The sequence below is a fragment of the Amycolatopsis sp. NPDC050768 genome, from assembly GCF_040654155.1.
Lineage (GTDB): Bacteria > Actinomycetota > Actinomycetes > Mycobacteriales > Pseudonocardiaceae > Amycolatopsis.
The window spans coordinates 120,473-144,952 of the sequence record NZ_JBFAHL010000006.1; the positions used below are offsets into that span (position 1 = coordinate 120,473).

The following is a 24,480-nucleotide window of genomic DNA, read 5'->3' on the forward strand; positions in this document are numbered from 1 at the left end:
CGTCAGCGCGTGCCGCTCACCGCGTACTCGGGCAGGTGCGCCACAGCGGCCCGGCGATCCACAATGGACTGCAGGATCTCGCCGACGCGCACCGCGGTGTTGGACAGCAGCGACGACGTGATGCCATGCGTGTGCTCGGTACCGCCCTGCAGGTAGAGCCCACCGCGCACGGCGGCGTCGGTGGTGATGCGGTAGTCGCGCTCCACGCGCAGCCGGCCTTCCGCGTCCCGCCGGCAACCCGTGGCAAGCTCCCCGAGCAGCGGCGTCGGGTCCGCCGGCAGGTACCCGGTGGCGTAGACGACCTCGTCGGCGTCGAGCACCGCGCGTTCGCCGGTGGTCAGCGATTCAACCGTCGCGCGCACGTGGGTGCCGTGGTCGGTCACGTCCACGGGCCGGGACACGTTGAACAGCCGCAGCCGCTCCACACCGAGCACCTTCTCCTGGTACACGCGGCGGTAGAGCTCGTCGATCAAGTCGAGGTCGACCGCGGAGTAGTTGGTGGCACCGTGATAGCGCATGAGCCGGTCCTTCACGGGTTCGCTGGCGCCGTAGAAGTGGTCGACCGCCTCGGGGTCGAAGATCCGGTTGGCGAACGAGCTGTCGTCGGCCGGGCTGTAGCCGTAGCGGGCGAAGACCGCGCACACCTCGGCACGCGGGAACTCGTCGTGCAGCAGGGCCGCGACCTCGGCCGCGCTCTGGCCCGCGCCGACCACCACGAACCGCTTCGGTTCGCTGTCGCGCAACCGTTCGACGCGCGGCAGCAGCTGGCTGTTGTGCCAGATCCGCTCACCGCCGGTGACGCCCTCGGGCAGGTTGGGCCGCAATCCCGTGCCCAGCACGAGGTTGCGGGCACGCAGCTCCACGATCTCGTCGCCGGACTTCGCGCGAACGTCGAAGAAGACCACCTCGTCGCCGTCGCGGACCGGCTCGACCGAGACCACCTCGGTGCCGTAGGACACGACGTCGTCGACCTTGGCCGCCGCCCACTCGAAGTAGTCGTGGAACTCGATCCGAAGCGGGAACAGGTTCTTGTGGTTGATGAAGTCGATCAGCCGGCCCTTGGCGTGCAGGTAGTTCAGGAAGCTGAACTCACTCGTCGGGTTGCGCATGGTCGCGAGGTCCTTGAGGAACGAGACCTGCATCGTGGCGGTGTCGATCAACATCCCGCGGTGCCAGCCGAAACGCGGCTGGCGCTCGAGGAAGTGGGCGGTGACCGTGTCACCGGACCCGGGCGCGGCGTTGTGTTCTGTCAGCGCGATCGCGAGGGCGAGGTTCGATGGTCCGAACCCCACCCCGACCACGTCGTACACCGGCACCTGGCCATCGACCACTGCTCGTGACATGAAAGTCCCCTAGCGCGGCACTGCCGCATCTCGGTTCGGCTCAGCTCCACTCGAAAAAGCTCAGGAAACCCTAACCTAACTTAGGAGAGGCTCAGCTAGTACCTTGTGGGTGATGTTCGTCCCCTCGACCGCGAAAGGGATTCGCCGATGCGCGTGGCCATGTTCGGCTACCAGACCTGGGGGCACCGCACCTTGCGGGCCCTCATCGACGCTGGTCACGAGGTCGTCCTCGTGGTCACGCACCCCAAGAGCGACCACGCGTACGAGAAGATCTGGGACGATTCGGTGGCCGAGCTCGCCGAGGCCAACGGAATCCGCGCCCTGCTGCGCAACCGCCCCGACGACCCCGAGCTGCTGGCGGAGCTCAAGGCCGCGGAGCCGGAGCTGATCGTCGCGAACAACTGGCGGACCTGGCTGCCGCCGGAGATCTTCGACCTGCCGCCCCACGGCACGCTCAACGTCCACGACTCGCTGCTGCCCGCGTACGCCGGGTTCTCACCGCTGATCTGGGCGCTGGTCAACGGCGAACCCGAGGTCGGCGTGACCGCCCACATGATGAACGCGGAACTCGACGCCGGCGACATCGTGCTGCAGCGCGCTGTGCCGGTCGGCCCGAAGGACACGACCACGGATCTGTTCCACCGCACGGTGGATCTCATCGAGCCGATCGTCGCGGAGGCGCTCTCGCTCATCGAGACGGGCACCGTGGTGCCGATCGCCCAGGACCGGTCGAAGGCGAGCTTCTTCCACAAACGCGCGCCGCGCGACAGTCTCATCGACTGGACGTGGCCCGCTTCGGACATCGAACGGCTGGTGCGGGCGCAGTCCGACCCGTACCCCAACGCGTTCGCCTACCACCGCGGTGCGCGGCTGCGGATCGTGCGCGCGTCGGTGTCGGCCGGGCACTATGGCGGCACGCCGGGCCGCATCTTCATCAAGGAGGGCGACGGCGTGGTGATCGTCGCCGGTCCCGAGGCGCGGCGCGGTCACTCCCCCGGCCTGCTGGTGGAACGCGTGCGCACGGAGGACGGCACGGAGCTGGCTGCGGCCGACTACTTCACGATGATGGGCGGGTACCTCACCGACCGGCCGTGAGCGCGTTTTGCCGATCGGCTGAAACTGCCGGGTGAGCCGAGTTTGTCGGTGTGCCGGGTTACGGTGGCCGCAACCGTAACCCGGCGTGAGCGCGCCGGGCCCGACCACTGGAGGAACCCGAGATGGCCACCCCGATGTCCGCTGAACGCGCGCGCACTTTCCTCACCGAAGGCAGCCGCAGCGCCATCTTCGTCACCGTCCGTGCCGACGGCCGCCCGCACGCCGTCCCCGTGTGGTTCGCCGCCGACGGTGACGACCTGCTGGTCAACATCACGCAAGACAGCGTGAAAGGCCGCGCGATCGTCGCGTCGGGCGAGGTCGCGCTCACGGTGCACGACGACGTGCCGCCCTACAGCTTCGTCTCGGTGAACGGGACGGCCGAGATCGTGACCGACCCCGCACGCGTGCGCAGCGGTTCGGAGCTCATCGCGCGCCGCTACCTGCCCGCCGAAGGAGTGGACCAGTTCGTCGGCTACGCCACCTCGCCGGGCAAGGTCCTCGTGGTGGTCCACCCGTCGCACACCACGGGGGTCGACGCCGTGGCCGGCTGACGCGTCAGGACTCGGTGACTTTCCCGTCCGCCACTTCGAAGCGCCGCGTGACCGAGACGGCGTCGAGCATGCGGCGGTCGTGGGTCACGAGCAGCAGCGTGCCGGGGTAACGGTCCAAAGCGGACTCGAGCTGTTCGATCGCGGGCAGATCGAGGTGGTTGGTGGGCTCGTCGAGCACAAGCAGGTTCACCCCGCGCGCCTGCAGCAACGCGAGAGCGGCGCGCGTGCGCTCGCCCGGCGAGAGCGTGGCCGCGGGGCGCAGCACGTGCGCGGCCTTGAGGCCGAACTTCGCGAGCAGCGTGCGGACCTCGGCGTCGGGCAGCTCCGGGACCTCGCGCGCGAACGCGTCGGCCAGCGGGACGTCGTCGAGGAACAGCTGACGCGCCTGATCGACCTCGCCGACGACGACGCCGGGGCCGAGCGCCGCGCTGCCCTCGTCGAGCGGCAGCCGGCCGAGCAGGGCGGCCAGCAGCGTGGACTTGCCCGCGCCGTTGGCGCCGGTGATGGCGACCTTGTCCGCCCAGTCCACCTGGAGGTCGACGGGACCGAGCGTGAAGGGGCCGCGGCGCACGACAGCGCCGCGCAGCGTGGCGACGACCGCGCCGGCACGCGGGGCCGCCGCGATCTCCATGCGCAGCTCCCACTCTTTACGCGGCTCGTCCACGACCTCCAGGCGCTCGATCATGCGCTCGGTCTGGCGCGCCTTCGACGCCTGCTTCTCCGTGGCCTCGCTGCGGAACTTGCGGCCGACCTTGTCGTTGTCGGTCTGCTTGCGCCGCGCGTTCTTGACGCCCTTCTCCATCCAGCCGCGCTGCATCTGCCCGCGCGCCTCCAGCGCGGAGCGGGTGGTGGCGTACTCCTCGTAGTCCTCGCGCGCGTGACGCCGCGCGACGGCGCGTTCCTCCAAATAGGACTCGTAGCCGCCGCCGAACGTGTTCACCTGCTGCTGCGCGAGATCCAGCTCCACGACGCGGTCCACGGTGCGGGCGAGGAACTCACGGTCGTGGCTCACGAGCACCGTGCCGGCACGCAGGCCGGTGACGAACCGCTCGAGGCGGGTGAGGCCGTCGAGGTCGAGGTCGTTGGTGGGCTCGTCGAGCAGGAAGATGTCGTACCGGCTCAACAGCAGCGACGCGAGCCCGGCGCGCGCGGCCTGTCCGCCCGACAGCGAGACCATCGGCTGGTCGAGGTCCACGGCCAGCCCCAGCTCCGCGGCGACCTCGCCGGCGCGGTCGTCGAGGTCAGCGCCGCCGAGGGCGAGCCAACGGTCGAGGGCCGTCCCGTACGTTTCGTCCGCGCCGGCGACGCCCTCGGTCAACGCTTCGGTGGCGGCGTCGAGCTCACGCTGCGCTTCGGCGACGCCGGTGCGCCGTGCGAGGAACTGCCGCACCGACTCCCCCGGCCGCCGCTCGGGCTCCTGCGGGAGCTGACCGACGGTGGCCGTCGGCGGGTTCAGCCGGATCTCCCCCGACTCGGGCGGCTGCAGCCCCGCGAGGGTGCGCAGCAGCGTGGACTTGCCGGCGCCGTTGACGCCGACCAGCCCGACGACGTCGCCAGGAGCGACGACCAGGTCGAGGCCGGAGAACAGGATGCGGTCGCCGTGGCCGGAGGCCAGGCCCTTCGCGACGAGTGTTGCGCTCATTTCCCGGCTGATTCTACGGGTGCCGCTCCGCGCCGCCGACGCGCTCCCAGTGTGTCGAGTGTCGTCTCGGTCACTGAACGTGGGTAGCCTGGGCGGGTTACGAACCACGGAGCAGTGAGGTCGGTGAAAGCGATGGCGGAACCCGCCACGTCGGTCACGCTCGGCCAGCGCGCGAAGCAGCGGGAACCCCGCTCGGCGGCGCCGCGGCCGACGGTCAGCAGGCGCCGCGAGGTCAGCCACGCGAGTGCCCGGTCCCTGTTGATGACTGTGCTGGGCGAGTACGTGCTGCCCCGCGACCGTCCCGTGTGGACGTCCATGCTCGTCGAAGCGCTGGGCATGCTGGACATCGAGGAGAAGTCGGCGCGCCAGGCACTCGCGCGCTCGGCCGCCGAGGGCTGGCTGGTGTCCGAACGCGTCGGCCGGCGCGTGCGCTGGTCGCTCACGCCGCCGGGCCGTCGCCTGCTCACCGAAGGCGCCGAGCGGATCTACGCGTTCGGGCGCGAGGCCGTCGCGTGGGAGGGCCGCTGGCTGATGCTGATCGTGTCGGTGCCCGAGGCCAAGCGCGACCTGCGCCACCGGCTGCGCACACGCCTGACGTGGGCCGGGTTCGGCTCGCCCGTCGCGGGCGTGTGGGTGAGCCCCGACCCCGGCCGGCAGCACGAAGCGCAGCAGATCGTGGCGGAGCTGCAGCTCGACGCCCAGGCGATGTCCTTCACGGCCGCGTACGGCGAGGTCGGTGAGCAGGAGAGCATGGTCGAGCGGTCGTGGGACCTCTCGGAGCTGACCGACAGCTACGAGGACTTCATCGACCGCTTCACCGGCCTGCGCCCCACTGGCGACCCGGCCGTGCTGCGCGCGCAGACCGAGCTGGTGCACGAATGGCGGCGTTTCCCGTTCCTCGACCCGCGGCTGCCGGCCGAGCTGCTGCCCGCCGAGTGGAGCGGGCGCAAGGCGAGCGAGCTGTTCCACCGCAAGCACGTGGAATGGCGGCCCGCGGCCCAGGCGTACTGGGACAAGCTGCTGGACAACGAGGAGAACGCGTGACCCGGCTCGACCGCGAAGACGGCCTGGCGGTGCTGACGATCGACGCGCCGCCGCTCAACCTCTACACCGCTTCGTTGCAACGCGACTTGCTCGAAGCCGTCGCCGCCCTGGAAGCCCAGCCGGCGCGGGCGTTGCTCATCCGGGCCGAGGGCCGTGTCGTCAGCGGCGGCGTGGACGTCGCGCTGTTCGACGCACAGGGCTCGCCGGCCGAGGCGAAGGTGTTCTTCGACGAGCTGCTCACGGTGCCCGACCGCATCGCCGCGCTGCCGTTCCCCACGGTGTTCGCCGCCCACGGCCTGTGCCTCACGTGGGCGTTCGAGGTCGCCGTGGCGTGCGACCTGCTGCTGGCCGCTTCGCGGGCCAAGTTCGGGCTCGTGGAGAAGGTGGTGGGCCTGACGCCGACGATGGGCGGCACCCAGCGCCTCGCCGCGCGTGCGGGAGTGGCCCGCGCCAAGGAGTTCGTGTTCACCGGCGACACGTACTCCGCCGAGACGCTCGAACGCTGGAACGTGGTGAACCGCGTGCTGCCCGACGAGGGCTTCGACGCCGCGGCGCGCGAGTTCAGCGCGCGCCTCGCCGCCGGCCCCACGCAGGCGCACGCGGCCACCAAACGCGTACTGGCGCATTTCGAGCACGGCGGTGTGCCGGAGGCCAACGCCCACGTCACGTCGATCGCCGCGGAGCTGTTCGACACCGAGGACCTGCGCGGCGCGGTGAAGTCGTTCCTCGCCGAGGGGCCCGGCAAAGCGAGCTTCACCGGCCGCTGAGGCCTCAGCGCGGCAGCTGCCCCACGTGGTCGACGATCCCGTAACCGACCACGGCGCCCTGCGTGGTGCCGAGGTAGGTGTAGGTCTTCGCGTCGAAGACCAGGGTCACCCCGTGGCCGGGCCAGGTGATGCCGACGCCCGGGCGGCCCGCCGCGTCGGTCACGTGGTCCACGGCCTGCAACCCGGGCACCTTCGCGGCTGCGTCGAACAGCGCGGCCTTGGTCTGCGGCCGCAGGTACGTCTCGCCGACGAGCAGCTGGACGTCCTTGCCCATCGCGTTCGCGTCGCCGGCGTCTCCGCTGTGGTTCTTGTTCAGGTAGCTGAACATCGCGTCGGCGGTGGTCGGCAGGTCGGTGCGGTACGCCGGCGTCACGACGCACGGCTCTTCCCTTCCGTTCGCAGCCGGGTTGTTGGCGCCCTCGACGCGGTACTTGCCGTCGACGCACGCCTGAAGGGTGAGCGTCTGGCCGTCTTGCTCGACGTAGCCGTCGTGCTTGCCGTCGGCGGAGATCCAGGCCTCGCGGTCGCTGTTCGCGTACTGCGTCTTGACGTAGACGAACTGGTCGGGCCGCGGCGGGGTGTCGGGCAGCTTAAGGGCCTCGGCCGCGGCGCCGTGCAGCACGCGCACGGGGTCGGCGGCCGCTTGCGGCGGCGTCAGCGGTCCGTCTCCGGTGGGCGCGAACGAGACGACGGCGGTGATGGCCGCCGCAAGCCCCAGTGTCGCTGCGCCGGCCTGCCGAAGGCGTTTCCCGGTCTTGCGGCGAGGCTCGCTCGCGGCGGCCGCGAGCAGCCGGGCGCGGGCGGCACCCAGGTCGGCCAGGTCGGGCAGCGGGACGTCGGCCGCGCGGTCGCGGACCAGCTGCAGCTCATCCATGGGACGGAACCTCCTTCACGTCGGGGTGTTCGGCACCGCCGAGGGCGGCGCGCAACTGGCGGCGGGCGCGGTTGAGCCGGGACCGCACGGTCCCGACGGGGATTCCCAGCGCCTGGGCCACCTCCTCGTAGGCGAGCTGCTCGGCAGCGACGAGCAGCACGACGTCGCGGTCTTTGGCGCTGAGCGCCGCGAGCGCCGCGCCGAGCTCCGGCCCGCGCGCCTGGGCGCTGACCTGGGCGGCCACGCGGTCGGCGTGCCCGTCGACCGCGGCCTGCGGGCCGACGGCGCGCAGCAGGCGGTACTGGCGCACCTCGTCGCGGCGGTGGCGGCTCAGGATGTTGGTCGCGATGCCGTAGAGCCACGGCCGCGCGTCGGGCCGGGTGCCGTCGTAGTGAGCCCGTTTGCCGAACGCGACCAGGAACGTGTCCGCCAGCGCGTCGTCGGCCACGTCCCGGCCCAGCCGCCGCGCGAGGTAGCGGTGGATGTGCGGTGCGTGCCGGTCGAAGATGGCGGCGAACAGGTCGGGCTCGGCCACGGACCGGCCGATCACCCCCGCGTCGTCCATCGATCACCCCTTCTCGGATGCAGTGTCACGGGTTATCCGCAGAAGCCGCCATTCGAGTTCATTCAGCGGGCTGAACGTATTTTTCGAATGCGAATGATGTCCACGTGCGTGCTTGACGTGAGGTGGTCTGGACCATGACACTGGTGCGCAGCGCTCACCGGTGATCGAGATCGACGACGACCTCCCTTCCCCCTCACCGAGGAGAGCCATGTCCTTTCGGGCCCGAAAACTCGCGTCGCTGGTCGCGACGATCCCTGTCGCGCTGGGACTGCTGGCGGCACCGGTCTCCGCCGCTCCGGCCACGTTCACCCACCCGGGCGTGCTCGTGAGCCGTCCGCAGCTGGACTTCGTGCGCGCCAAGGTGAACGCCGGCGCGCAACCGTGGAAGAGCGCGTACGACCAGATGATGGGCAGCAAGTACGCCTCGCTCACGCGCACGGCGAAACCCCGCGCCGTCGTGGAGTGCGGCTCGTACTCCAACCCGAACAACGGCTGCACCGACGAACGCGAAGACGCCATCGCCGCCTACACCGACGCCTTGGCCTGGTACATCACACAGGACGCGCGCTACGCGCAGAAGGCCATTGCGTTGATGGACGCGTGGTCCGCGACGATCACCAGCCACACCAACAGCAACGCACCCCTGCAGACGGGCTGGGCCGGCGCGTCGTGGTCGCGCGCCGCGGAGCTCATCAAGTCGACCTACACGAGCTGGCCCAACGCCGGCCGCTTCGCGACGATGCTGCGCAACGTCTACCTGCCCAAGCTCCTGGCCGGCTCCAACAGCAACGGCAACTGGGAACTCGTCATGACGGAGGCCGCCGTGGGCATCTCCGTCTTCCTCGACGACAAGTCCAGCTACGACTCCGCCATGACCCGCTACCGCAACCGCGTCGCGGCCTACGTGTATCTGTCCACGGACGGCGCCCTCCCCAAGACGGTGCCCGGCAGCGGACTGTCCACCCGCGACCAAATCGTCAACTACTGGCAGAAACAAAGCACCTTCACCACCGGCCTCACCCAGGAAACCTGCCGCGACTTCGTCCACACGGGCTACGGCATCGCCTCCATCGCCGACGTCGCCGAAACCTCGCGCATCCAGGGCCAAGACCTCTACGGCACCGACATCGGCGAGCGCCTCCGCCAGGCCCTCGGCTTCCAATCCAAGTACGAACTCGGCGCCGCGGTCCCCAGCAATCTCTGCGGCGGCTCGTTGAACCTCGGCCTGGGCCCCGTGACCGAAGTGGGCTACAACGCGCTGCACGGCCGCCTCGGCATCGCCATGACCAACACCCAAGCTCTGACCGAACGCCAACGCCCAGCTGGGACGAACAATCTCTTCGTCGCCTGGCAGACGTTGACGCACGCCGACAACCCGAACTGACGCCCTGTCGGCCCTGGGGATCACCCTCTGTTGTCGGGGTTCCCGCAGGTCAGGGCATAAATGTGGGCCTCCCTGCAACCCCCCGATCGCGACCCGCTACAGTACTTACATCGCGCTTCACGGAGCACCTCCGCGGAGCACGGGTCCGGGCTGTGGCGCAGTTTGGTAGCGCACTTGACTGGGGGTCAAGGGGTCGCAGGTTCGAATCCTGTCAGCCCGACCGGAGATTTGAAGGGCCCGTGGGCAGCAAACTCGCTGCTCACGGGTCTTTTGCTGTCTGCGCTGACTTGTGCCGTTGATCTACGCGTCCGCGTCAGCGTGGACCAGTTGTGGACCAGCCAAGTAGGCACACTGTCTCGACCTGTGTTCGTGTCGTGCTTCGCGCCGCTATTGGACGGATCGCGCGGTGGCCCGCCTTGCGCATCCACTCGACTGGCCCGGTACAGGCAGGGTCCGCGGCCGGCCCCTTGTCGCGCAGTGGCGGCCCCGTTTTGAGTCCAGCCCGGAAACGGCCCCTGACCTGCGCGGTAGCTGATCCCCGGCGGTGGTCCGAGGTGAAGTGGACAGCGCCGAAGCGGGTCCGGGCGACCCGTCCGCGCGTGGTCGTCAACACGCGGCAAGGGCCACAGATGCTGGCGGCAAAGCCCGTGATCGTGGCGCGCATCGAGGGAATCGAACGGCCCTGGGTCGTCCTCGAGCTGCGCTCGCGACAAACTGACGCCGCACTTGATCGACCCCCTGGTGTTGGACCTGCTGATCGACCCGCGCCGGTCCGGGAAATGGCAGTTGGCGTCGGTGTGCGCGCTACGGCGTCGAGCTCTCGGACGAGGACGCGCAATCCAGCAACGCCGACTGCCTCGCCGACGCCCGGCTTGGGTACCGGATGGCGGCCCGGTACCCGAAGCTCGCGGCCATGCCGCTGCCGGAGCTCCAGGTCTGGCAGGCCGGCCGTGCGCAGGGGATGGGCAACCCGCAGACTTCGCTGCGCGCGACGCGCTCGGTCCCGGAGTGCTGGATAGCGGAAACGACCCCTTCGGGTGGACACAGGACCCGTCCGTCGTCATGGTTTGTACGACGTTTGTTGAAGAATTGCCACCGACGGAGATCTTTGAAATTCTCCACGCGGAGCAGCTCGACTCGCGGATGTCGTCTACGCAGTTGGCCATGGCGGTCGGCAATGACCGCAAGGGGATCCGTGTCGCAGACATGGGAGCTTGGGCCCTCACCATCGAGCTTGAGTCGCTTGTTGCTGTCCGTGACGAGGTCCTGGCGAGGCTCTCCGCAAGTCGGAGACGTGTCGTTCAGGTCTATAGGACCGGCTCGGGGATGGAGAGTTTCGGCTACTGGCGCGACGGCGAGTTGCAGTGTCGGTTTGAACCGACCAATCCTGCGAGGCGAACAGGATGCGACCCTGATGTGCTCGTGAGCGAGATGCGAGCTTCAGGGATTGAGCCTGCATCCGCCGAAATGTTGCGAGGATACGAGATGTACACGCTGGCTGCCGAGGTGACCGGCGTGATCGCTGACACTGGTCTGGTGTTGGAGGCGGAGCTCGAGTCAGGTCTGGTGGCTCGCAGACGTCGTCGAGTCAGCTAACTCGTCAGGAGCGACGGGCTACCGGGGTCATCAACAAGGCCCCAGCAACCCGTCGGCGGTTCGCTCTATTTGGACCGGTCACCCTTCCCGCCTCACAGAGCAGCAGGCCGAGCATGCGGTGGCGGGTGGGGTCGCCGCCGCATGCGATCGGCGCAACGGTTCGCCTATAGGGCATGGTTCAAGTCGTCGGACTGTTCGCTGTCCCCACGAGCATTCGATGGGCTATCCCTCAATTGTCAGCTGCGTCGGGCCTGCGATTTGAAGCTTCTGTTGGACAACGACGTGGTCGAGCTGCGCCGCCAGTCGCGGGATCGTCGTTGATGCCAGGTACGTCTCGGCGCCCGCGTCGATCATGCGGCGGACCGGCCCCTCATAGCGGATGCCCAATTCCGGGTCCTCGATCTCGGCGACAACGACACGCGCCTTCGGGTACGTCTCGTGCAAGGCGCTAATCAGCTGCGGGCTCGCCGGCGGCACCAGCACCACATCCGCCGTCTTCGGCGCGGAGTGCAAGTCCAGCACAAGGTAGTCCGACCCCAACTGCTCGGATAGCGCCGCACGGGCCGCACGGGACAGCTTCATCGTGGTGGCCACGACCGTCACGTTGTCGTAGACGTCCCGCGTGCCGGGATCGACGTCGAACGCGGTCCTTGTTACGGTCGCGATCGGTTCGCCGTCCCTCGTGATCACGAGGTCCTCGCCGCCGATGATGAGGTCCGCGACGTCCTGAGGCAACTGCCGCACATCGATACGGGTCGTCATAGCACTCGATCATGTCACAAAGTGCGGTGCAGTAACTCGGCCAGCGAATCACCGACGGCCGTCAACGCCCACACACCCGGGCTGCTGCAGCGATACGGCGTCGGTCCTGACACCGCCGCAGCGCTGTTCCTGGCCGCCGACGACAACCCACACCGGCTCACCAGCGAAGCGTCTTTCGCGGCACTGGGCAGACCCCGGTTCCAATTTCGGACCCTGTCAGCCCGGCAGACACAGACACGGGGCCTGTGAGCAGCGAAACCGCAGCTCACAGGCCATTTTAGTTGAGCAGTCACGTGGTGAATGTTGTCTACACGACGCGCAGGCGTCGACCACTGGTAGACCTGGGCGCCGATAGGTGGGCACTCAGCAGGTCGCCGGCATCCCGGATCGAGGCGAGGTCGGGGTGGAGATACCGCTGCGTCGTGCTGAGCGAGCCGTGGCCCGCGATCATCCGGAGTACGTGGACCGGTACCCCTGAGTCGGCGAGCCAGGTCAACCCCGTGTGCCGGAGGTCGTGCCGCCTGAGGTGCTCGTACCCCAGCTTGGTAACCACCTCGTCCCAGTGTGTCGCGTCCCGGAGAACCGCGGTCGTCACGCATCCGCCACGCGGGCCGGTGAACAACCTGGCCATTGGGTCGGCACCGATCGCGTCGAGGCGGCTCGCCACCAACGGGCGGATCTCCTCGATCAACGGCACTTTGCGCGCACGCCGCCCTTTTGTGGCCTTGTTGATCAACCCTCCGGGACCCGGCGTCGTCTGCCGGCGCACCGTCCATATCCAGCTCTCGCGATCGACGTCGCACACCCGGACGCCAGAAACCTCGCCGATCCGGGCCGCCGTGCACGCCTTGAACTTCACGACGTGACCCCAGCCCACGTAGTTGTCAGCAGCGCGCGCAACGAGTGCGCCCGCCAGCCGCTCCAGCGTCTCCCAGTCCGGCAGCGCCAATGACCGCGGATCGTCGAGCTCGTCCTCGGCGAGCTGGAACTCGCGCTGCCAACCGGTGATCCTAGCGGGGTTCCGGTCCACGAGCCCGTCGCGATATGCCTGCTCCATCACCCGGACCAGCATCGCCAGGCTGTTCTTGATCACCGACTTGGTGCACCCGTCCGCAATCCAGCTCATGGCCGCACGATCAACCGCGCCGTACGTCACCATCCGAACGGGAATGTGGCCGAGCGTCGGTTTCACTCGCTTGCGCCAGCCCGCCAGATACGGGTCGGTCGTCTTCGCGGCCAATCCCCGGAGGGCAAGGGGAAGGTTGAGGTCACCGTATGTACCGAGCGGCATCGTGGCGGCGTTCGGGTTAACCCCGCCGGCCGCGAGCTTGCGCATCTCGTCGCACCAAGTCTCCGCCGCCTCTCGGGAATCTTTCGAGCGCGACACCGATCGGCGCTTTTTGGTGACCGGGTCCGTCCAGCGAACGCGCGCTCGGAACGGGGTAGCCCGCCCCTCTGGCCTTCTCGTCGGCGTAGGTAATGGTACTACGTTCATATTTGATGAAGAAACAAAACGCACGATCGCTGTCCCGTCAAGTCAGGTTCAGCTTGCAATCGCCGCGTTCTAATTCCAGCGGCGTCGAACCACGTCTTCCTGCCGCGTGATGACACGGCGAGCCGACGCAGCCGCAGGTGTTGCGCGACGGGAGGCCCCGCATGCACCGCAGACTAGCCGGCTGCTTCGCACAGCCATGACTGGACTGGACCGCGGACATGCTCACGGCCTGGCACGGTCTATGCCCGGTCCCCACAGTCAGGAAATCCGCTGCCGTGCAGGTCAGAGACCACTTCCGGCTGGATTCAAAACCCGTCCAGTGAGAGTTCGAATCTCACCGGGGCACATCTTCTGACCTGCACACGCCAGTCCCGCCGCACAGCCAACCTGGTGCTGTCCGGCTACGTCCGGCTAGATCCGAGCAATTGTCAAGACCTGTGGATCGAGTACGAGGCGCCGCTCGCGCGGTCTGGTTGATCGTGTTCTGAGTTGGCGCTAGTGGAACCCTTGGCGTGTGCTCCCCGCTCTCTGCCGCGTGGAAGGGACCATCGTCCTGCCATCATCGGCATATGGGAAAGAGCTACGAGCGGATAGACGGCAGACTGCGTGCCTTCATCGAGGCGCAGCACATCTTCTTCACCGGGACGGCGCCGCTGAACGGCGGCGGCACCGTCAACCTTTCACCCAAGGGCTTGAACGGCTCGTTCGCCGTGCTCGACGAACTCACCGTGGCCTACCTCGATTTTGCTGGCAGCAACGCTGAGACGATCGCCCATCTGCGCGAGAACGGCCGCATCACCCTGATGTGGTGCGCCTTCGACGGTCCGCCCAACATCGTGCGCGTGCACGGCCGCGGAGAGCCGGTCTTTCGCGACGATGCGCGTTGGGCGGAGCTGATGGGGCACTTCCCAGACATCGACCCGATCCTGCACGGCCTGCGCGCGATCATTGTCGTGACCGCCGAGAAGATCCGCGACACCTGCGGGTACGCGGTCCCGTTCATGACCTATGACGAGGACCGGCCGCTGCACGCGTCGCGCTTCGCGCGCGAGTCCGATGAGTCCCTCGACGTGTACTTCCAGAAGAAGGAGTACATCGCGACCAGCATCGACGGCCTGCCGGGGTTGCCGCTGCGGCTGCCACCGCTTCCGCGCGCTGAATAGGACCCCGGCCGCTGGGCGGACACCACAGCGAGTCTGTCCGGACGGAAGTCATGCCTCCAGAGTCTCCTCCCGTTCGACCAGGTGGCCGCGCTCGAAGCGGGCGCCGGCGCGGAGGAGCGCCACGAGACGGGGTGCGTTCACCGCACGCCAGCGGGGCCGTACGTTCGCCGACTCCAAGCGTTCGCCGCTGCCGCAGGGTCGTCTGCTGCAGCTATCGTTTCGACGTACGAGGGAGTCGCCGCCGCTCGGAGCCTGTTCTCCTTGGTGTATCCCAGGACCACACACCACAGCTGCTGACCGGTCGCCGGCCACGGTTCGCCAGGCTTGTCCGTGATGTGTGAGCTGTCCACATAACCGCTTTCACCGTCGTGGGACTCGACCAGGAGACCGTAGTGTGCGTGACCGATAATCGAACAGCGGACGATGTCGTATCGACGGCGTGCCGGTGACTCCATGGGACCTCCTACAACGTCTTCGTCTGTGGCTTACTTGCTGTTCATCCGCTCGTGGTGGCCGCATACGCGGTGGCGGGTGTTCGGTCGGCGCACCGACCGTACGATGCACCACGGCAAGGCCCGTACCCCTCAGGTCACGCTCGGCGTCCCAGCGGCGCGAGCTCTAGTGTGCCACTCAGCTCGTGGACGCCACGCCTTTCTCCGAACGGGTCACGATCTATTTCCGGTCCACGCAACGGCCTCTGGGAGCAGCCTCTTCTCCACCGCGAACTCTCGCCCATCGCTGAAGCGTTACGGGCGTGGACCAGACGTGGACCACCACACCCGCGACAGGTGCGAAACACCCAAGTCGAGGAGACTCACCTGAGCGCCTGCGTCGCTGTTTTCGCAGGTCACGCGTGATGCGAAATCCTGGGGGTCAAGGGGTCGCAGGTTCGAATCCTGTCAGCCCGACCGGAACAAAAGGGACGCTTGAGCGGCAACATCGCAGCTCAAGCGTCCCTTTCGCGTTCAGGGGTCATCACGGTCATGATCCCCGCTGGGGACCCTTTGGAGACATGCCTGACTAACTGCCTGACTACGGTTCCCGGACCCTTCGGCCCACGATGCCGTCCATCGCCGTTTCGGCCTCGACCATCACCGGCCGAATCTGGTGCCGGTAGACGCGCTCGGTCACTAACTCGGGGGCAGCCCACCCCCATTGGTCTCGTCGGTGCCCTGGATGATCTGCCCTGTGACCGCACATGCCTGGCTCAACAGCAGCGACCAGCTCACCCCCGGCAAGGAGCTCTACAGCTCCGACCGGACGTTCAAGTGGTGGGACTACACCCCCAGCCATGGCCAGCTGCTGCTGCGCAGCGAGGGCGGCACTGACCGGACGCGCGTCGACGTGCTCTTCAAGCCCGTCGACGTGATCAAGGTCCGCAGCCACTACCAGAGGCTTCAGATCCGCTGCGCCACCCCAGCCGAGCAGACCCAGATCCAGGCTGAGACCCCCGAAGTCACCTACCGAGACCCTGCGGACAACAAATTCGGCCAGGGACACCACTATTTCGTCCTGCAGCCAGCAGGCGGCGGAGTCGACTACATCGTCGCCCGGGCCGTCGGCTGGCACGAGGACCGCGACCTCGGCGAGCCCAGCTACTTCGCCGACCCCTCCGGCGGCAGCGCCCCATGGTCGCCTCCAGCCAAACCCCGGTGGGCGCAAACCGCGCTCAACGGCGTAGCCGGCGGGCTCGGCAGTCCCATGGCCACGATCGACGAACTCGTCGACGCCATCCGCACCACCGGCGACCTCCCCACCGAGGACCGCTCCCGCTACCGCTACATCTACGTCCTCACTATGGGCACGCGGGACGGAGACACCAATGCCATTGGGGCGTTCCTCACTCACGACGAAGCTGAACGGCGACTGCAGCAACTGGCCGGTCGCCACGCCAACTTCACCTGCACCATCAACGCGATCCCCATCGGAATCTGACATCCTTGCGGACGATCCCCAGTTAGCGCAGAGAAGCTTGAACAGGAACCGCACAGTCGCCCAGTCGCACTGGTTGCGCAGGGACCGTGCCCATTCCGGGTGCAGTGGCTGGGTTCCGGGGCCCGACTCGCCACCGGCCACGACCCAGTAGTGCCCGAGGGTGCCGCGCCGGCGTTCGGCGAACGGCTTGGCGTAGCAGTGGTCGCAGCCCTCGGAGACCTCGGTGCACCCGGTGACGGGATCCCAGGTCGCGTCGGTCCACTCGATCGTGGTGGTGGCGCTCATCAGGCGGCGCTCCTTCCGTCCGCGGTGTGGTTCTACAGCGGCAGTTGCTCTGCGCGGGTGCGGTGGTGGGGACCAGGCGAGCGAGTCGGCCGAGTCGATGTAGGCGTGATGCTTGAGCGGACCGAGTGTTTTGAATCCGAACCCGTGGATCCGTTGGACGCCGTGGCGCCGCACGGCGCGCAGGATCTCTCCCGCGAGCGTGGTGTCCTCAGCTGGCTGAATGCGCCGTTCCCCAGAACCTGGTGTCTCATGAGACATCTGAATCGCGGTGGATGACACAGCTGGGGGAAGTCGTTGCGGTTCCTGGTTGGTATGGGAGTGTTGACCGCGAGCCGCATGAGCAGGCACCCGTAGGCTGCACGTCCGAGTCTTTGCGGCGGAATCAGCACTTGCGTGGGGTCGTCCTGCTGCCCGATGGGACGCCGATTGTGTGTGGTGTTGTTGCCATCCGCGAAGACAGCGGGATCGACTGGCTGGACTTCTATCTGCCGCTGGGCGCGTTGGGACGCGCTGATCCACGAGTGGGTGCATTCCCATACCCGTCCGAAGGCGAGGGTGCGCTGGCGCACTTGGCCTGGCGGCGGCCCATTGACGACTGGCTTGCCGAAATCGGCAGGCAGTTGTACTCCCGTGTTGGCTACTCGCTCGGGCTGATCGTCCATGCGGTGTCCGGCCAGGTTTATGCTGCCGATCTTGCCGAGGAACCACCCGAGCAACGCGGCATTGGCTACCTCATTCCAACCCACGGCAAACTCCGCTACTGGCCGGCCACCAGTCAGTCGATCATGCCCGCTCGTGCCCGCCGGACCGGTTGACTTGCCGGGCCCCAGAACTCGGTGTCTCGTGAGTTGTCGCTGCGGGGGCGGCTCGGCCGTACTCGGCAGGCTGTCTGGGTGGAGTCCTCGGCGGTGAGCTCGTCGTTGCGGCCGTGGTGAAACAGGTCGATGTGTCCGCAGTGGCAGCGGTGCACGATGAGGGCCATCAGGCGGCGCTCCTTCCGAGATTGCGGCGAGGGTTGGCTTTTCCGGCTGCCAGCGCGGTCGTGATCACGCCGTGGGGGCCGAGGTCTTTGGCGGCCGACTTGTCGTCACCCCAGGCGGCCCAGGCGTTCTCGAGTGCGGCGAGCGCGTCGGGTTCGGGCGGGGCGTGGGCGCCGACGAGTTGGCCGAGGGCATAGGCCGAGCGGGACAGGGTGTCGCGCCGGGGGCGCCGGGGGCGCCGGTCTCGGCTGCGATGGCGGCTGCGACGTAGGCCGACGTCCGCCCGCCGACCCCGCCTACTGTGGAGGTGGGCGGGGTGGCGCGGGCCGGGGCGACGGTGGCGCGTTCGGTGCAGACCTGGACCAGCCAGGCGGGCAGCTCGACCGGGTCGGTGTCGTCGGTGACCCGGTAGACGCCGTGGTCGGTGGCCGAGCCGGGGGCGGCGACGTAGCCGCCACCCGCGCGGGTGTCTGGGGGGTGATCCTGGCCGGGTTCCGGTCTACGAGCCTGTCGCGATACGCCTGCTCCGTCACGCGGACCAACATCGCCAGGCTGTTCTGGATCACTGACTTGGTGCACCCGTCCGCGATCCAGCTCATCGCAGCACGATCAACCGCGCCGAACGTCACCATCCGAACGGGAATGTGGCCGAGCGTGGGTTTCACTCGCTCGCGCCAGCCCGCCGGATACGGGTCGGTCGTCTTCGCGGCTAATCCACGCAGCGCAGGCGAAAGGTTGAGGTCGCCGTATGAACCGAGCGGCAACGCGGCGGCGTCCGGGTCGACCCCGCCGGCGTCGAGCTTTCGCATCTCGTCGCACCAGTCTTCCGCCTCCTCTCGGGAGGCTTCCGAGCGCGACAGCGATCGGCGCTTCTTCGTGGCCGGTCTGTCCAGCTAACGCGCGCCCGGAACGGGGTAGCTCGATCCTCGTTGCGGGCGTCCGGGTCGTCCGGCACCGGTCCGAACGCGTCCATGGCCCACTGCTGCGGTTCCTCGGCCACGCACTCGCCGAGTTCCCGGCGGCGCTGGTCGGCGGTGTCGGCCAGCGGCGCAGGTAGGTCGTCCACTGCGCGTCGTCGACCGTCAGCAGCCGGTCGGCGTAGGAATCGCCGACCGGTTCCAGGCTCGCGTTTCCGGTGATGCGGTGGTGGAGCACGTTCGACATCTGCCGCACCCCAGACAGTGACTCCGTCGCGATCGCTGCGGCGAAGACCTGGCGCGGGTCGTGCCCCGCCAGCTCCGCCCGGCGCAGCAAACGCGCCAACGTGGGCGCCCCGTCCTCGGCGGCGATCCGGGCGCGCTGGTTCTCCGTCAGCGTCCCGGATCCCACCAGGTCGCCCAGCCACCGCGCAGCGCGGCCCGCGGTCGCCAGCTCGGTGGCGTCGGCGAGCAGTTCCCGGCGTGCGGATCGCCTCGTTGTCGGCGGCGGCCTCCGTCGCCTCCGCCAGCCCCGAACGCTGCAGCCCAGCGCCCTGGAACGCGCACGCCAGCACCGCGGCCGGACCCTTGCTGTCAAGACGCGCTTGATTTCGGAAACCCTCGGACTTTCACGCTGGGTGAGCTCGTTACCGAAATTTGGTTCCGTCCGGTATTCGGGATACGGCGGAATCGGGGAACTCCGAAAGAGCGACGAACGAGAAATCGATTCACCTTCGTGCGAGGGGTCGAAATCGGGCCGGAACAGGTGTAGGCAGGAGTCGCGGTGGGTCGTGGAGGTGTCGGATGGACACTGGTGGGCTGCCGGGGCGGGGTTCGTCCGCGCAGGTTGCCGTGCTGAGCGAGACCGGGCGCACGCGCGTCTGCCGGGTGTCCCTCGGGAATCAGACCGTGGTGTGCAAGCAGCCGCTGGGCCCGGACGCACCCGAGCGGCTGCGGCACGAGCGCGCGATGCTGGAACGGCTTCGCGGGGTTTCGAATGTCGCGCAGCTGCTGGACGCGCCACGCTATGCGGGGTCGATCGTGCTGGCGGACGCCGGCGGAAGAAGCCTGGCCGGACGGGCGGAGCCACTTCCCGTCGACGTCCTTCTCGGTGTCGGGCTCGGGGTGGCCCGAGCCGTGGCGGCGATGCACCGGCGCGGGGTGTTGCACCGCGACATCACCCCCGCGAACATCGTGCTCTCCCCCGACGGCACCCCGTGCCTGCTCGACTTCGAGCTGGCGACCTCCCTCACTGACCCCGCTCCCCCCTCCCCCGGCCGAAGCGACATCGCCGGGACACTGGCCTACCTCGCGCCCGAGCAAACCGGGCGGACCGGCCGTCCGGTGGATCAACGCAGCGACCTCTACGCCGTGGGGGCCACGCTCTACGAGCTGGCGACGGGCGCGCCGCCGTTCGGCTCCGGGGACCCGCTGCGCCTGGTCCACGGCCACCTGGCCCGGGTGCCGGCACCCCCGGTCGAGGTGAACCCGGCCCTGCCGGCCCCACTGTCCGAGATCATCCTGCACCTGCTGGAAAAGGAGCCGGACAACCGCTACCAGACCGCGGAGGGTGTCATCCACGACCTGGAACGGTTGCGCGACGCCCGGGCCGGGCGCGCCACGGAACCGATCCGGATCGGGCACCACGACTTCCCGCGCCGGCCCGTCGCCCCGGCACGGCTGGTGGGGCGCGATACCGAGGTAGCCGCGTTGCAGGCGGCGTTCGAGGACGCGCTGGCGGGCCGGTGCCGGGGAGTGCTGATCGGCGGCGCGGCCGGAGTCGGCAAAACGGCGCTGGTCCACGAGCTACGGCCGGCGGTCACCAGCCGGGGCGGCTGGTTCCTGGCCGGCAAGTTCGACCAGTACCGGCGCGACCTTGAATTCGACGGGGTGTTCCAGGCGTCCCGCTCGCTGGGCCGGCTGCTGCTGGCCCAGCCGGAGAGCGAGCTGGCCCAGCTCCGGCAACGGATCACCGACGCGGTCGGCCCGAACGCGGGCCTGCTGACCGCGGTCGTGCCGGAGTTCGCCGCCCTGCTGGCCGTGCCGCCCGACCCCGGCGATCTGCTCACCGCGCAAGTGCGCGCGCAGCACAACGGCGTTCGCATCCTGCGCGCGGTCACCTCACCGGACCGGCCGGTGGTGCTGTTCCTCGACGACCTGCAATGGGCCGGCCCCGGCCCACTCGGCTTCGTCGACCTCCTGCTCGATACCGACCCGATCCCCGGCCTGTTGCTGGTGGGCGTGCATCGGGACGACGGGAACTCGGCACAGCCACCGACGCTGTCGCGATCACGCGACCGGGTCGGCGTGCGGTACCTGCAGCTGGAGAACCTGCCCACCCCAAGCCTGATCGCCCTGGTCGCCGACATGCTGCACGCCGACGCGGCCGCGGCGGCGGGCCTGGTCGAGGTGATCGCGCCACGCACCCACGGCAACCCCTACGAAACCGTGCAGCTGCTCACCGCGCTGGCTCACCACGGCGTCCTCACCGCGACCTCCGCGGGATGGCAGTGGGACCCCGCAGCGGTGCGCGCCCACCTCGGCCCGGCGGAGGGCGGCGACCTGCTGACGTCGCGGATCCAAGCCCTGCCGCCACCGTCGCGGCAGCTGGTGGAGGCGATGGCCTGCGTGGGTGGGCGAGTCGAGACAGATGTGCTGCAGACCGCCACCGGCGAGCCGGCGGACGTGGTGGCACAGCGCCTGACCCCGCCGGCCGATGAGGGTCTCCTCGTGCTGGAGCACGGCGCCGTGCGGTTCCGCCACGACCGCATCCGCGAGGCCATCCTGGGCGGGCTCAGTCCCGAGCGGCGAAGCGCCTTGCAACTGGCCATGGCACGACGGCTCGCCGGAGCACATGGCCTGTTCGCGGTCGCCGCCGAGCAGTACCTGCCGGTGCTCGACGCGGTCGAGGACCTCGCGGAGCGGCGAGAGATGACCGAGCTGCTCCAGCGCGCGGCCGGCCAGGCCGCGCTGATCGGCGATCACACGCTGGTGAACGCGCTCCTGGTGGCCGCGTTGCGGGTGGTCGATCCCGCGGAGACCGCCGTGGCGCTCGAGCTGCGCACGGCCCGGCAGGCGGCGCTGTTCAGCTTGGGCCGCCTGGTGGAGGCCGACGAGGAGTACCGGGAGATCGAGCGGCTCTGCCCGAGCACACCGGACCGCGCGGGCGCGACCGCGATTCACGTGCGCAGCCTTAGCTTCCAGGCCCGGTTCGGGGAGGCGATCAGCCTGAGCCTGCAGTCGCTGCGAGAGTGCGGGCTCGACGTCCCGTCGGCGGAGCGGCTCCCCGCCGAACTCGACCGGAGGTTCGCCCTCCTGCACCACTGGCTGGAGCACAGCGATCCCGCCGACGACCTGGCCCGGCCGGACCTCACCGACTCCGTGCTCCTGGCTGCGACCCACGTGCTCGACGCGGCGTTCCTGGCGGCCTACTTCGCCGCCGATTTCGCCTGGGTCGCGTGGCTCGGGCTGGAAGGCTTGCGGATCTGGATCGAGCACGGCCCCGGCCCCACCATGCTCGGGCCCGCCGGCGCCGCCGCCTACTGCGCCGTGTCGCAGCGCGGCGACTACGTCGGCGGATACCGGGCGTCATGGCGGCTCCTGGCGTGGGCCGAGGCCCGCGGCGCCGAGCCCGGCATGTCGCGGGCGCGCCACAGGTCCGCCCTCTTCAGTTGCTGGCTGGAGCCGATCGAGAACGGAGTCCACGAAGCTCAGCGGGCCCGGGAGGGGCTGATCGCCGAGGGCGACCTGGCGAACGCCGGCTACACCTACCTCTTGACAGTGCGGTCCCTGGCGGACTGCGCCCCCTCGCTGGAAAGCCTCCTCACCGAGGTCGACGGTGGACTCAACTTCGTGCACCGGACCGGCAACGAGCAGACCGGACAGGTGCTCGAGACCTACCGGTGGCTGGCCGACGTGCTCCGCGGCGGCAGCCCTGCCGACCCGATCACCCTCGACCGGTTCACCGATAACCCTCTCGCGCTTCTCCACGCGTATCTCGCCCGCGCGATCGCCGCCGCCGTCTCGGGGGATCTGGCCGGTCTTGTCCGAGAGAGTGCGGCGGGAATGCGGCTGCTCCCGGTTGCCGCCGGCTTCTACCCCACCGCCGTGGTCCGCTCGCTCCACGGGCTGGCCCTCGCCGAGCAGGCCCGCGCGGCCGACGGCGACGAACGCGCCGCGCTGCTGTCCGAACTGGACGAGGTGACGGGCTGGCTGGCCGGCCGGGCCGCGGACGCCCCGGACAACTTCCTGCACCTGCTGCGGTGGGCGGAGGCCGAGCGGGCCTGGGCGGCGGGTGCTGTGCAGGCCGCCGAGCTGGCGTTCGACGCGGCCCGCAGCGAGGTCTCCCGCCGCGCCCGGCCCTGGCACCGTGCGTTGATCACCGAGCGCGCCGCGCGCTTCCACCTGGCCCGCGGCCTGGACCACGCCGGTCGCGAACTGCTCGCCCAGGCCCGTGGGCACTACGCCGCCTGGGGCGCGAGCGCCAAGGTCACCCAACTCGACTGGGCCTACCCCACCCTGCGACGACACTTCGAGGCGAGCCTCGGGCTGGCCGTGAACCAGCCCGGCGAGCTGCTGAATCAACCCGGCGCAGTCACCACGGGCACCCTCGACCTGCTCGGCATTCTTTCCGCATCCCAGGCACTGAGTTCCGAGACCAGCATCGAGCGCCTGCACACGCGCGTCGTCGAGGTGCTCAGCGCGATGACCGGGGCCACCGGCGTCCGCCTGCTGCTGTGGAGCGACGACCGGCAGGACTGGCTGCTGCCCGACCCCACGGGCGCCCCCGGTCACGACCGCGCGGTGCCGATGTCGGTGCTGCGCTACCTCCGCCGAACCGAGACACCACTGGTGGTCGACGACGTCACCCACGATGAACGCTTCGCCGACGACCCGTGCTTCACCGACCTCGCCGGCTGTTCGCTTCTCGCCGTACCCATCCTCAGCCGCGCAACCCTACGAGCCGCGCTGCTGCTGGAAAATCGCCTGATCCGCGGCGGGTTCACCACCGACCGGCTCGACGCCGTCAAACTCATCGCCGGCCAACTCGCCGTCTCCCTCGACAACGCCCAGCTCTACACCCAGCTCACCGCCTCCCGAGCCCGCATCGTCACCGCCGCCGACCAAGCACGCCAACGCATCGAACGCGACCTGCACGACGGCGCCCAGCAACGCTTGGTCGCTCTCACCCTGCGCCTGCGCGCGATCCAAGCCGACATGCCACCGGACACCGGCCACCTCACCACCGAACTCGACAACCTCGCCACCGAAACCACCGGCGTGCTCGACGAGCTACGCGAAATCGCCCACGGCCTCCACCCCGGCATCCGGGCCACCGGCGGACTCACACCGGCCGTCCGCGCACTGGCCCGCCGCTCACCGATCCCGGTCGAGCTCGACCTGCACCCGCTACCACCCCTACCCGAACCCATTGAAGTCAGCGCCTACTTCATCATCGCCGAAGCCCTGACCAACGCGGCCAAACACGCACGCGCGTCCTCGGTCACCGTCACCATCGATCCCGACCCCCCCACCGGCGTCCTGCGCATCACGGTCCGCGACGACGGCGTCGGTGGCGCCGACCTCACCCGGGGCACCGGGCTGCTCGGCCTCAAAGACCGCGCCGAAGCCATCGGCGGCCGACTCCACCTCCAAAGTCCACCCGACGCGGGCACGAGCCTGCACCTGGAGCTTCCCCTCGCGGGACCGGACCAGAGATCACCCCGACCGACCGGCCGGCCAGACCTGGATCCGCCAGGTACCGCGACGCCGAGCGGTGCGGCGTTTCGCTAGCCGGGTAGGACCGAACGCCAGGCGTCTCACTGCTCGGTCAGGGTCCCTCCGCGACCGGCCGCCGCACTCCCCCTCGGTGCGGTGGCCGGTCGCTCTTCTGCGACGTGAGCCGCGCGACCGCCTCGGTCATGTGCCTGCAGTACAAAGAAGGGTTCCCACCTTCGGCCGCGGCAGCCACTCAACGAACCCGAGGCCTACGGCGGTCGCTGTTTTCGCAGGTCACGCACGCCGCGAAATGCTGGGGGTCAAGGGGCCGCAGGTTCGAATCCTGTCAGCCCGACCGGACAAA

At 69.2% G+C, this 24,480-nt stretch carries 17 protein-coding genes, 1 tRNA gene and 1 pseudogene; 11 read left to right on the forward strand and 8 right to left on the reverse strand.

Annotated elements, in window-relative coordinates:
• Nucleotides 1-2: 2 nt before the first annotated feature.
• On the reverse strand, nt 3-1,343 hold the full coding sequence (locus AB0H62_RS19120; protein ID WP_360587190.1) for a lysine N(6)-hydroxylase/L-ornithine N(5)-oxygenase family protein: 1,341 nt from the start codon (nt 1,341-1,343) through the stop codon (nt 3-5).
• 147 nt (nt 1,344-1,490) lie between these two features.
• Here AB0H62_RS19120 and AB0H62_RS19125 point away from each other — a divergent pair, with 147 nt between their 5' ends.
• Together AB0H62_RS19125 and AB0H62_RS19130 are read left to right on the forward strand one after the other, a co-directional pair.
• Nucleotides 1,491-2,438, forward strand: coding sequence for a methionyl-tRNA formyltransferase (locus AB0H62_RS19125; RefSeq protein ID WP_360587192.1), 948 nt, complete (start codon nt 1,491-1,493; stop codon nt 2,436-2,438).
• A 122-nt stretch (nt 2,439-2,560) separates the two neighbouring features.
• On the forward strand, nt 2,561-2,989 hold the full coding sequence (locus AB0H62_RS19130) for a PPOX class F420-dependent oxidoreductase (RefSeq protein WP_360587194.1): 429 nt from the start codon (nt 2,561-2,563) through the stop codon (nt 2,987-2,989).
• 4 nt (nt 2,990-2,993) lie between these two features.
• On the opposite strand, the gene AB0H62_RS19135 is transcribed toward AB0H62_RS19130, so the two are convergent.
• Nucleotides 2,994-4,631, reverse strand: a complete 1,638-nt coding sequence (locus tag AB0H62_RS19135; RefSeq protein WP_360587196.1) for an ABC-F family ATP-binding cassette domain-containing protein — start codon at nt 4,629-4,631, stop codon at nt 2,994-2,996.
• A 132-nt stretch (nt 4,632-4,763) separates the two neighbouring features.
• Here AB0H62_RS19135 and AB0H62_RS19140 point away from each other — a divergent pair, with 132 nt between their 5' ends.
• Together AB0H62_RS19140 and AB0H62_RS19145 are read left to right on the forward strand one after the other, a co-directional pair.
• On the forward strand, nt 4,764-5,675 hold the full coding sequence (locus AB0H62_RS19140; RefSeq protein WP_220240972.1) for a PaaX family transcriptional regulator C-terminal domain-containing protein: 912 nt from the start codon (nt 4,764-4,766) through the stop codon (nt 5,673-5,675).
• Nucleotides 5,672-6,442: an enoyl-CoA hydratase/isomerase family protein gene (locus AB0H62_RS19145; RefSeq protein WP_255638049.1), complete on the forward strand. Its 771-nt coding sequence runs from the start codon at nt 5,672-5,674 to the stop codon at nt 6,440-6,442. The genes AB0H62_RS19140 and AB0H62_RS19145 overlap by 4 nt, the downstream gene beginning before the upstream one ends.
• Nucleotides 6,443-6,446: 4 nt before the next feature.
• On the opposite strand, the gene AB0H62_RS19150 is transcribed toward AB0H62_RS19145, so the two are convergent.
• Together AB0H62_RS19150 and AB0H62_RS19155 are read right to left on the reverse strand one after the other, a co-directional pair.
• Nucleotides 6,447-7,316, reverse strand: a complete 870-nt coding sequence (locus tag AB0H62_RS19150; protein ID WP_220240976.1) for a CU044_5270 family protein — start codon at nt 7,314-7,316, stop codon at nt 6,447-6,449.
• Nucleotides 7,309-7,881 (reverse strand): RNA polymerase sigma factor, encoded by a 573-nt coding sequence (locus AB0H62_RS19155; RefSeq protein ID WP_360587198.1) that lies wholly within the window; start codon nt 7,879-7,881, stop codon nt 7,309-7,311. Before AB0H62_RS19155 ends, AB0H62_RS19150 begins: the two co-directional genes overlap by 8 nt.
• 208 nt (nt 7,882-8,089) lie before the next feature.
• Here AB0H62_RS19155 and AB0H62_RS19160 point away from each other — a divergent pair, with 208 nt between their 5' ends.
• The 3 genes from AB0H62_RS19160 (at nt 8,090) to AB0H62_RS19170 (ending at nt 10,861) form a co-directional block, all read left to right on the forward strand.
• Nucleotides 8,090-9,265: an alginate lyase family protein gene (locus tag AB0H62_RS19160; protein ID WP_220240980.1), complete on the forward strand. Its 1,176-nt coding sequence runs from the start codon at nt 8,090-8,092 to the stop codon at nt 9,263-9,265.
• A 146-nt stretch (nt 9,266-9,411) separates the two neighbouring features.
• Nucleotides 9,412-9,485: transfer RNA gene (locus tag AB0H62_RS19165), tRNA-Pro, on the forward strand.
• Between the two features lie 788 nt (nt 9,486-10,273).
• A complete protein-coding gene (locus AB0H62_RS19170; protein ID WP_220240982.1) occupies nt 10,274-10,861 on the forward strand; it encodes a DUF6461 domain-containing protein in 588 nt (195 codons plus the stop codon).
• A 222-nt stretch (nt 10,862-11,083) separates the two neighbouring features.
• Here the strand turns inward: AB0H62_RS19170 and AB0H62_RS19175 are convergent, their stop codons facing one another.
• A complete protein-coding gene (locus tag AB0H62_RS19175) occupies nt 11,084-11,623 on the reverse strand; it encodes a hypothetical protein (protein ID WP_220240984.1) in 540 nt (179 codons plus the stop codon).
• A 307-nt stretch (nt 11,624-11,930) separates the two neighbouring features.
• Nucleotides 11,931-12,959, reverse strand: coding sequence for a site-specific integrase (locus AB0H62_RS19180; protein WP_255638050.1), 1,029 nt, complete (start codon nt 12,957-12,959; stop codon nt 11,931-11,933).
• 728 nt (nt 12,960-13,687) lie between these two features.
• Here AB0H62_RS19180 and AB0H62_RS19185 point away from each other — a divergent pair.
• Together AB0H62_RS19185 and AB0H62_RS19190 are read left to right on the forward strand one after the other, a co-directional pair.
• Nucleotides 13,688-14,281, forward strand: a complete 594-nt coding sequence (locus AB0H62_RS19185; RefSeq protein ID WP_220240988.1) for a pyridoxamine 5'-phosphate oxidase family protein — start codon at nt 13,688-13,690, stop codon at nt 14,279-14,281.
• A 1,188-nt stretch (nt 14,282-15,469) separates the two neighbouring features.
• Nucleotides 15,470-16,216 (forward strand): hypothetical protein, encoded by a 747-nt coding sequence (locus AB0H62_RS19190; protein WP_255638883.1) that lies wholly within the window; start codon nt 15,470-15,472, stop codon nt 16,214-16,216.
• Between the two features lie 30 nt (nt 16,217-16,246).
• On the opposite strand, the pseudogene AB0H62_RS19195 reads toward AB0H62_RS19190, so the two are convergent.
• A pseudogene (locus tag AB0H62_RS19195) lies at nt 16,247-16,759 on the reverse strand (DUF5131 family protein); the annotation flags it as partial.
• 131 nt (nt 16,760-16,890) lie between these two features.
• On the opposite strand from AB0H62_RS19195, the gene AB0H62_RS19200 reads away from it, so the two are divergent.
• Complete coding sequence (locus AB0H62_RS19200) at nt 16,891-17,316, forward strand: hypothetical protein (protein ID WP_220240992.1); 426 nt, start codon at nt 16,891-16,893, stop codon at nt 17,314-17,316.
• A gap of 231 nt (nt 17,317-17,547) precedes the next feature.
• Here the strand turns inward: AB0H62_RS19200 and AB0H62_RS19205 are convergent, their stop codons facing one another.
• On the reverse strand, nt 17,548-18,060 hold the full coding sequence (locus tag AB0H62_RS19205) for a bifunctional DNA primase/polymerase (protein WP_220240994.1): 513 nt from the start codon (nt 18,058-18,060) through the stop codon (nt 17,548-17,550).
• Between the two features lie 1,142 nt (nt 18,061-19,202).
• On the opposite strand from AB0H62_RS19205, the gene AB0H62_RS19210 reads away from it, so the two are divergent.
• Nucleotides 19,203-24,191 carry an AAA family ATPase gene (locus AB0H62_RS19210; RefSeq protein ID WP_360587203.1) on the forward strand — a complete coding sequence of 1,663 codons (4,989 nt, stop codon included), beginning with the start codon at nt 19,203-19,205 and terminating at the stop codon, nt 24,189-24,191.
• Nucleotides 24,192-24,480 lie beyond the last annotated feature (289 nt).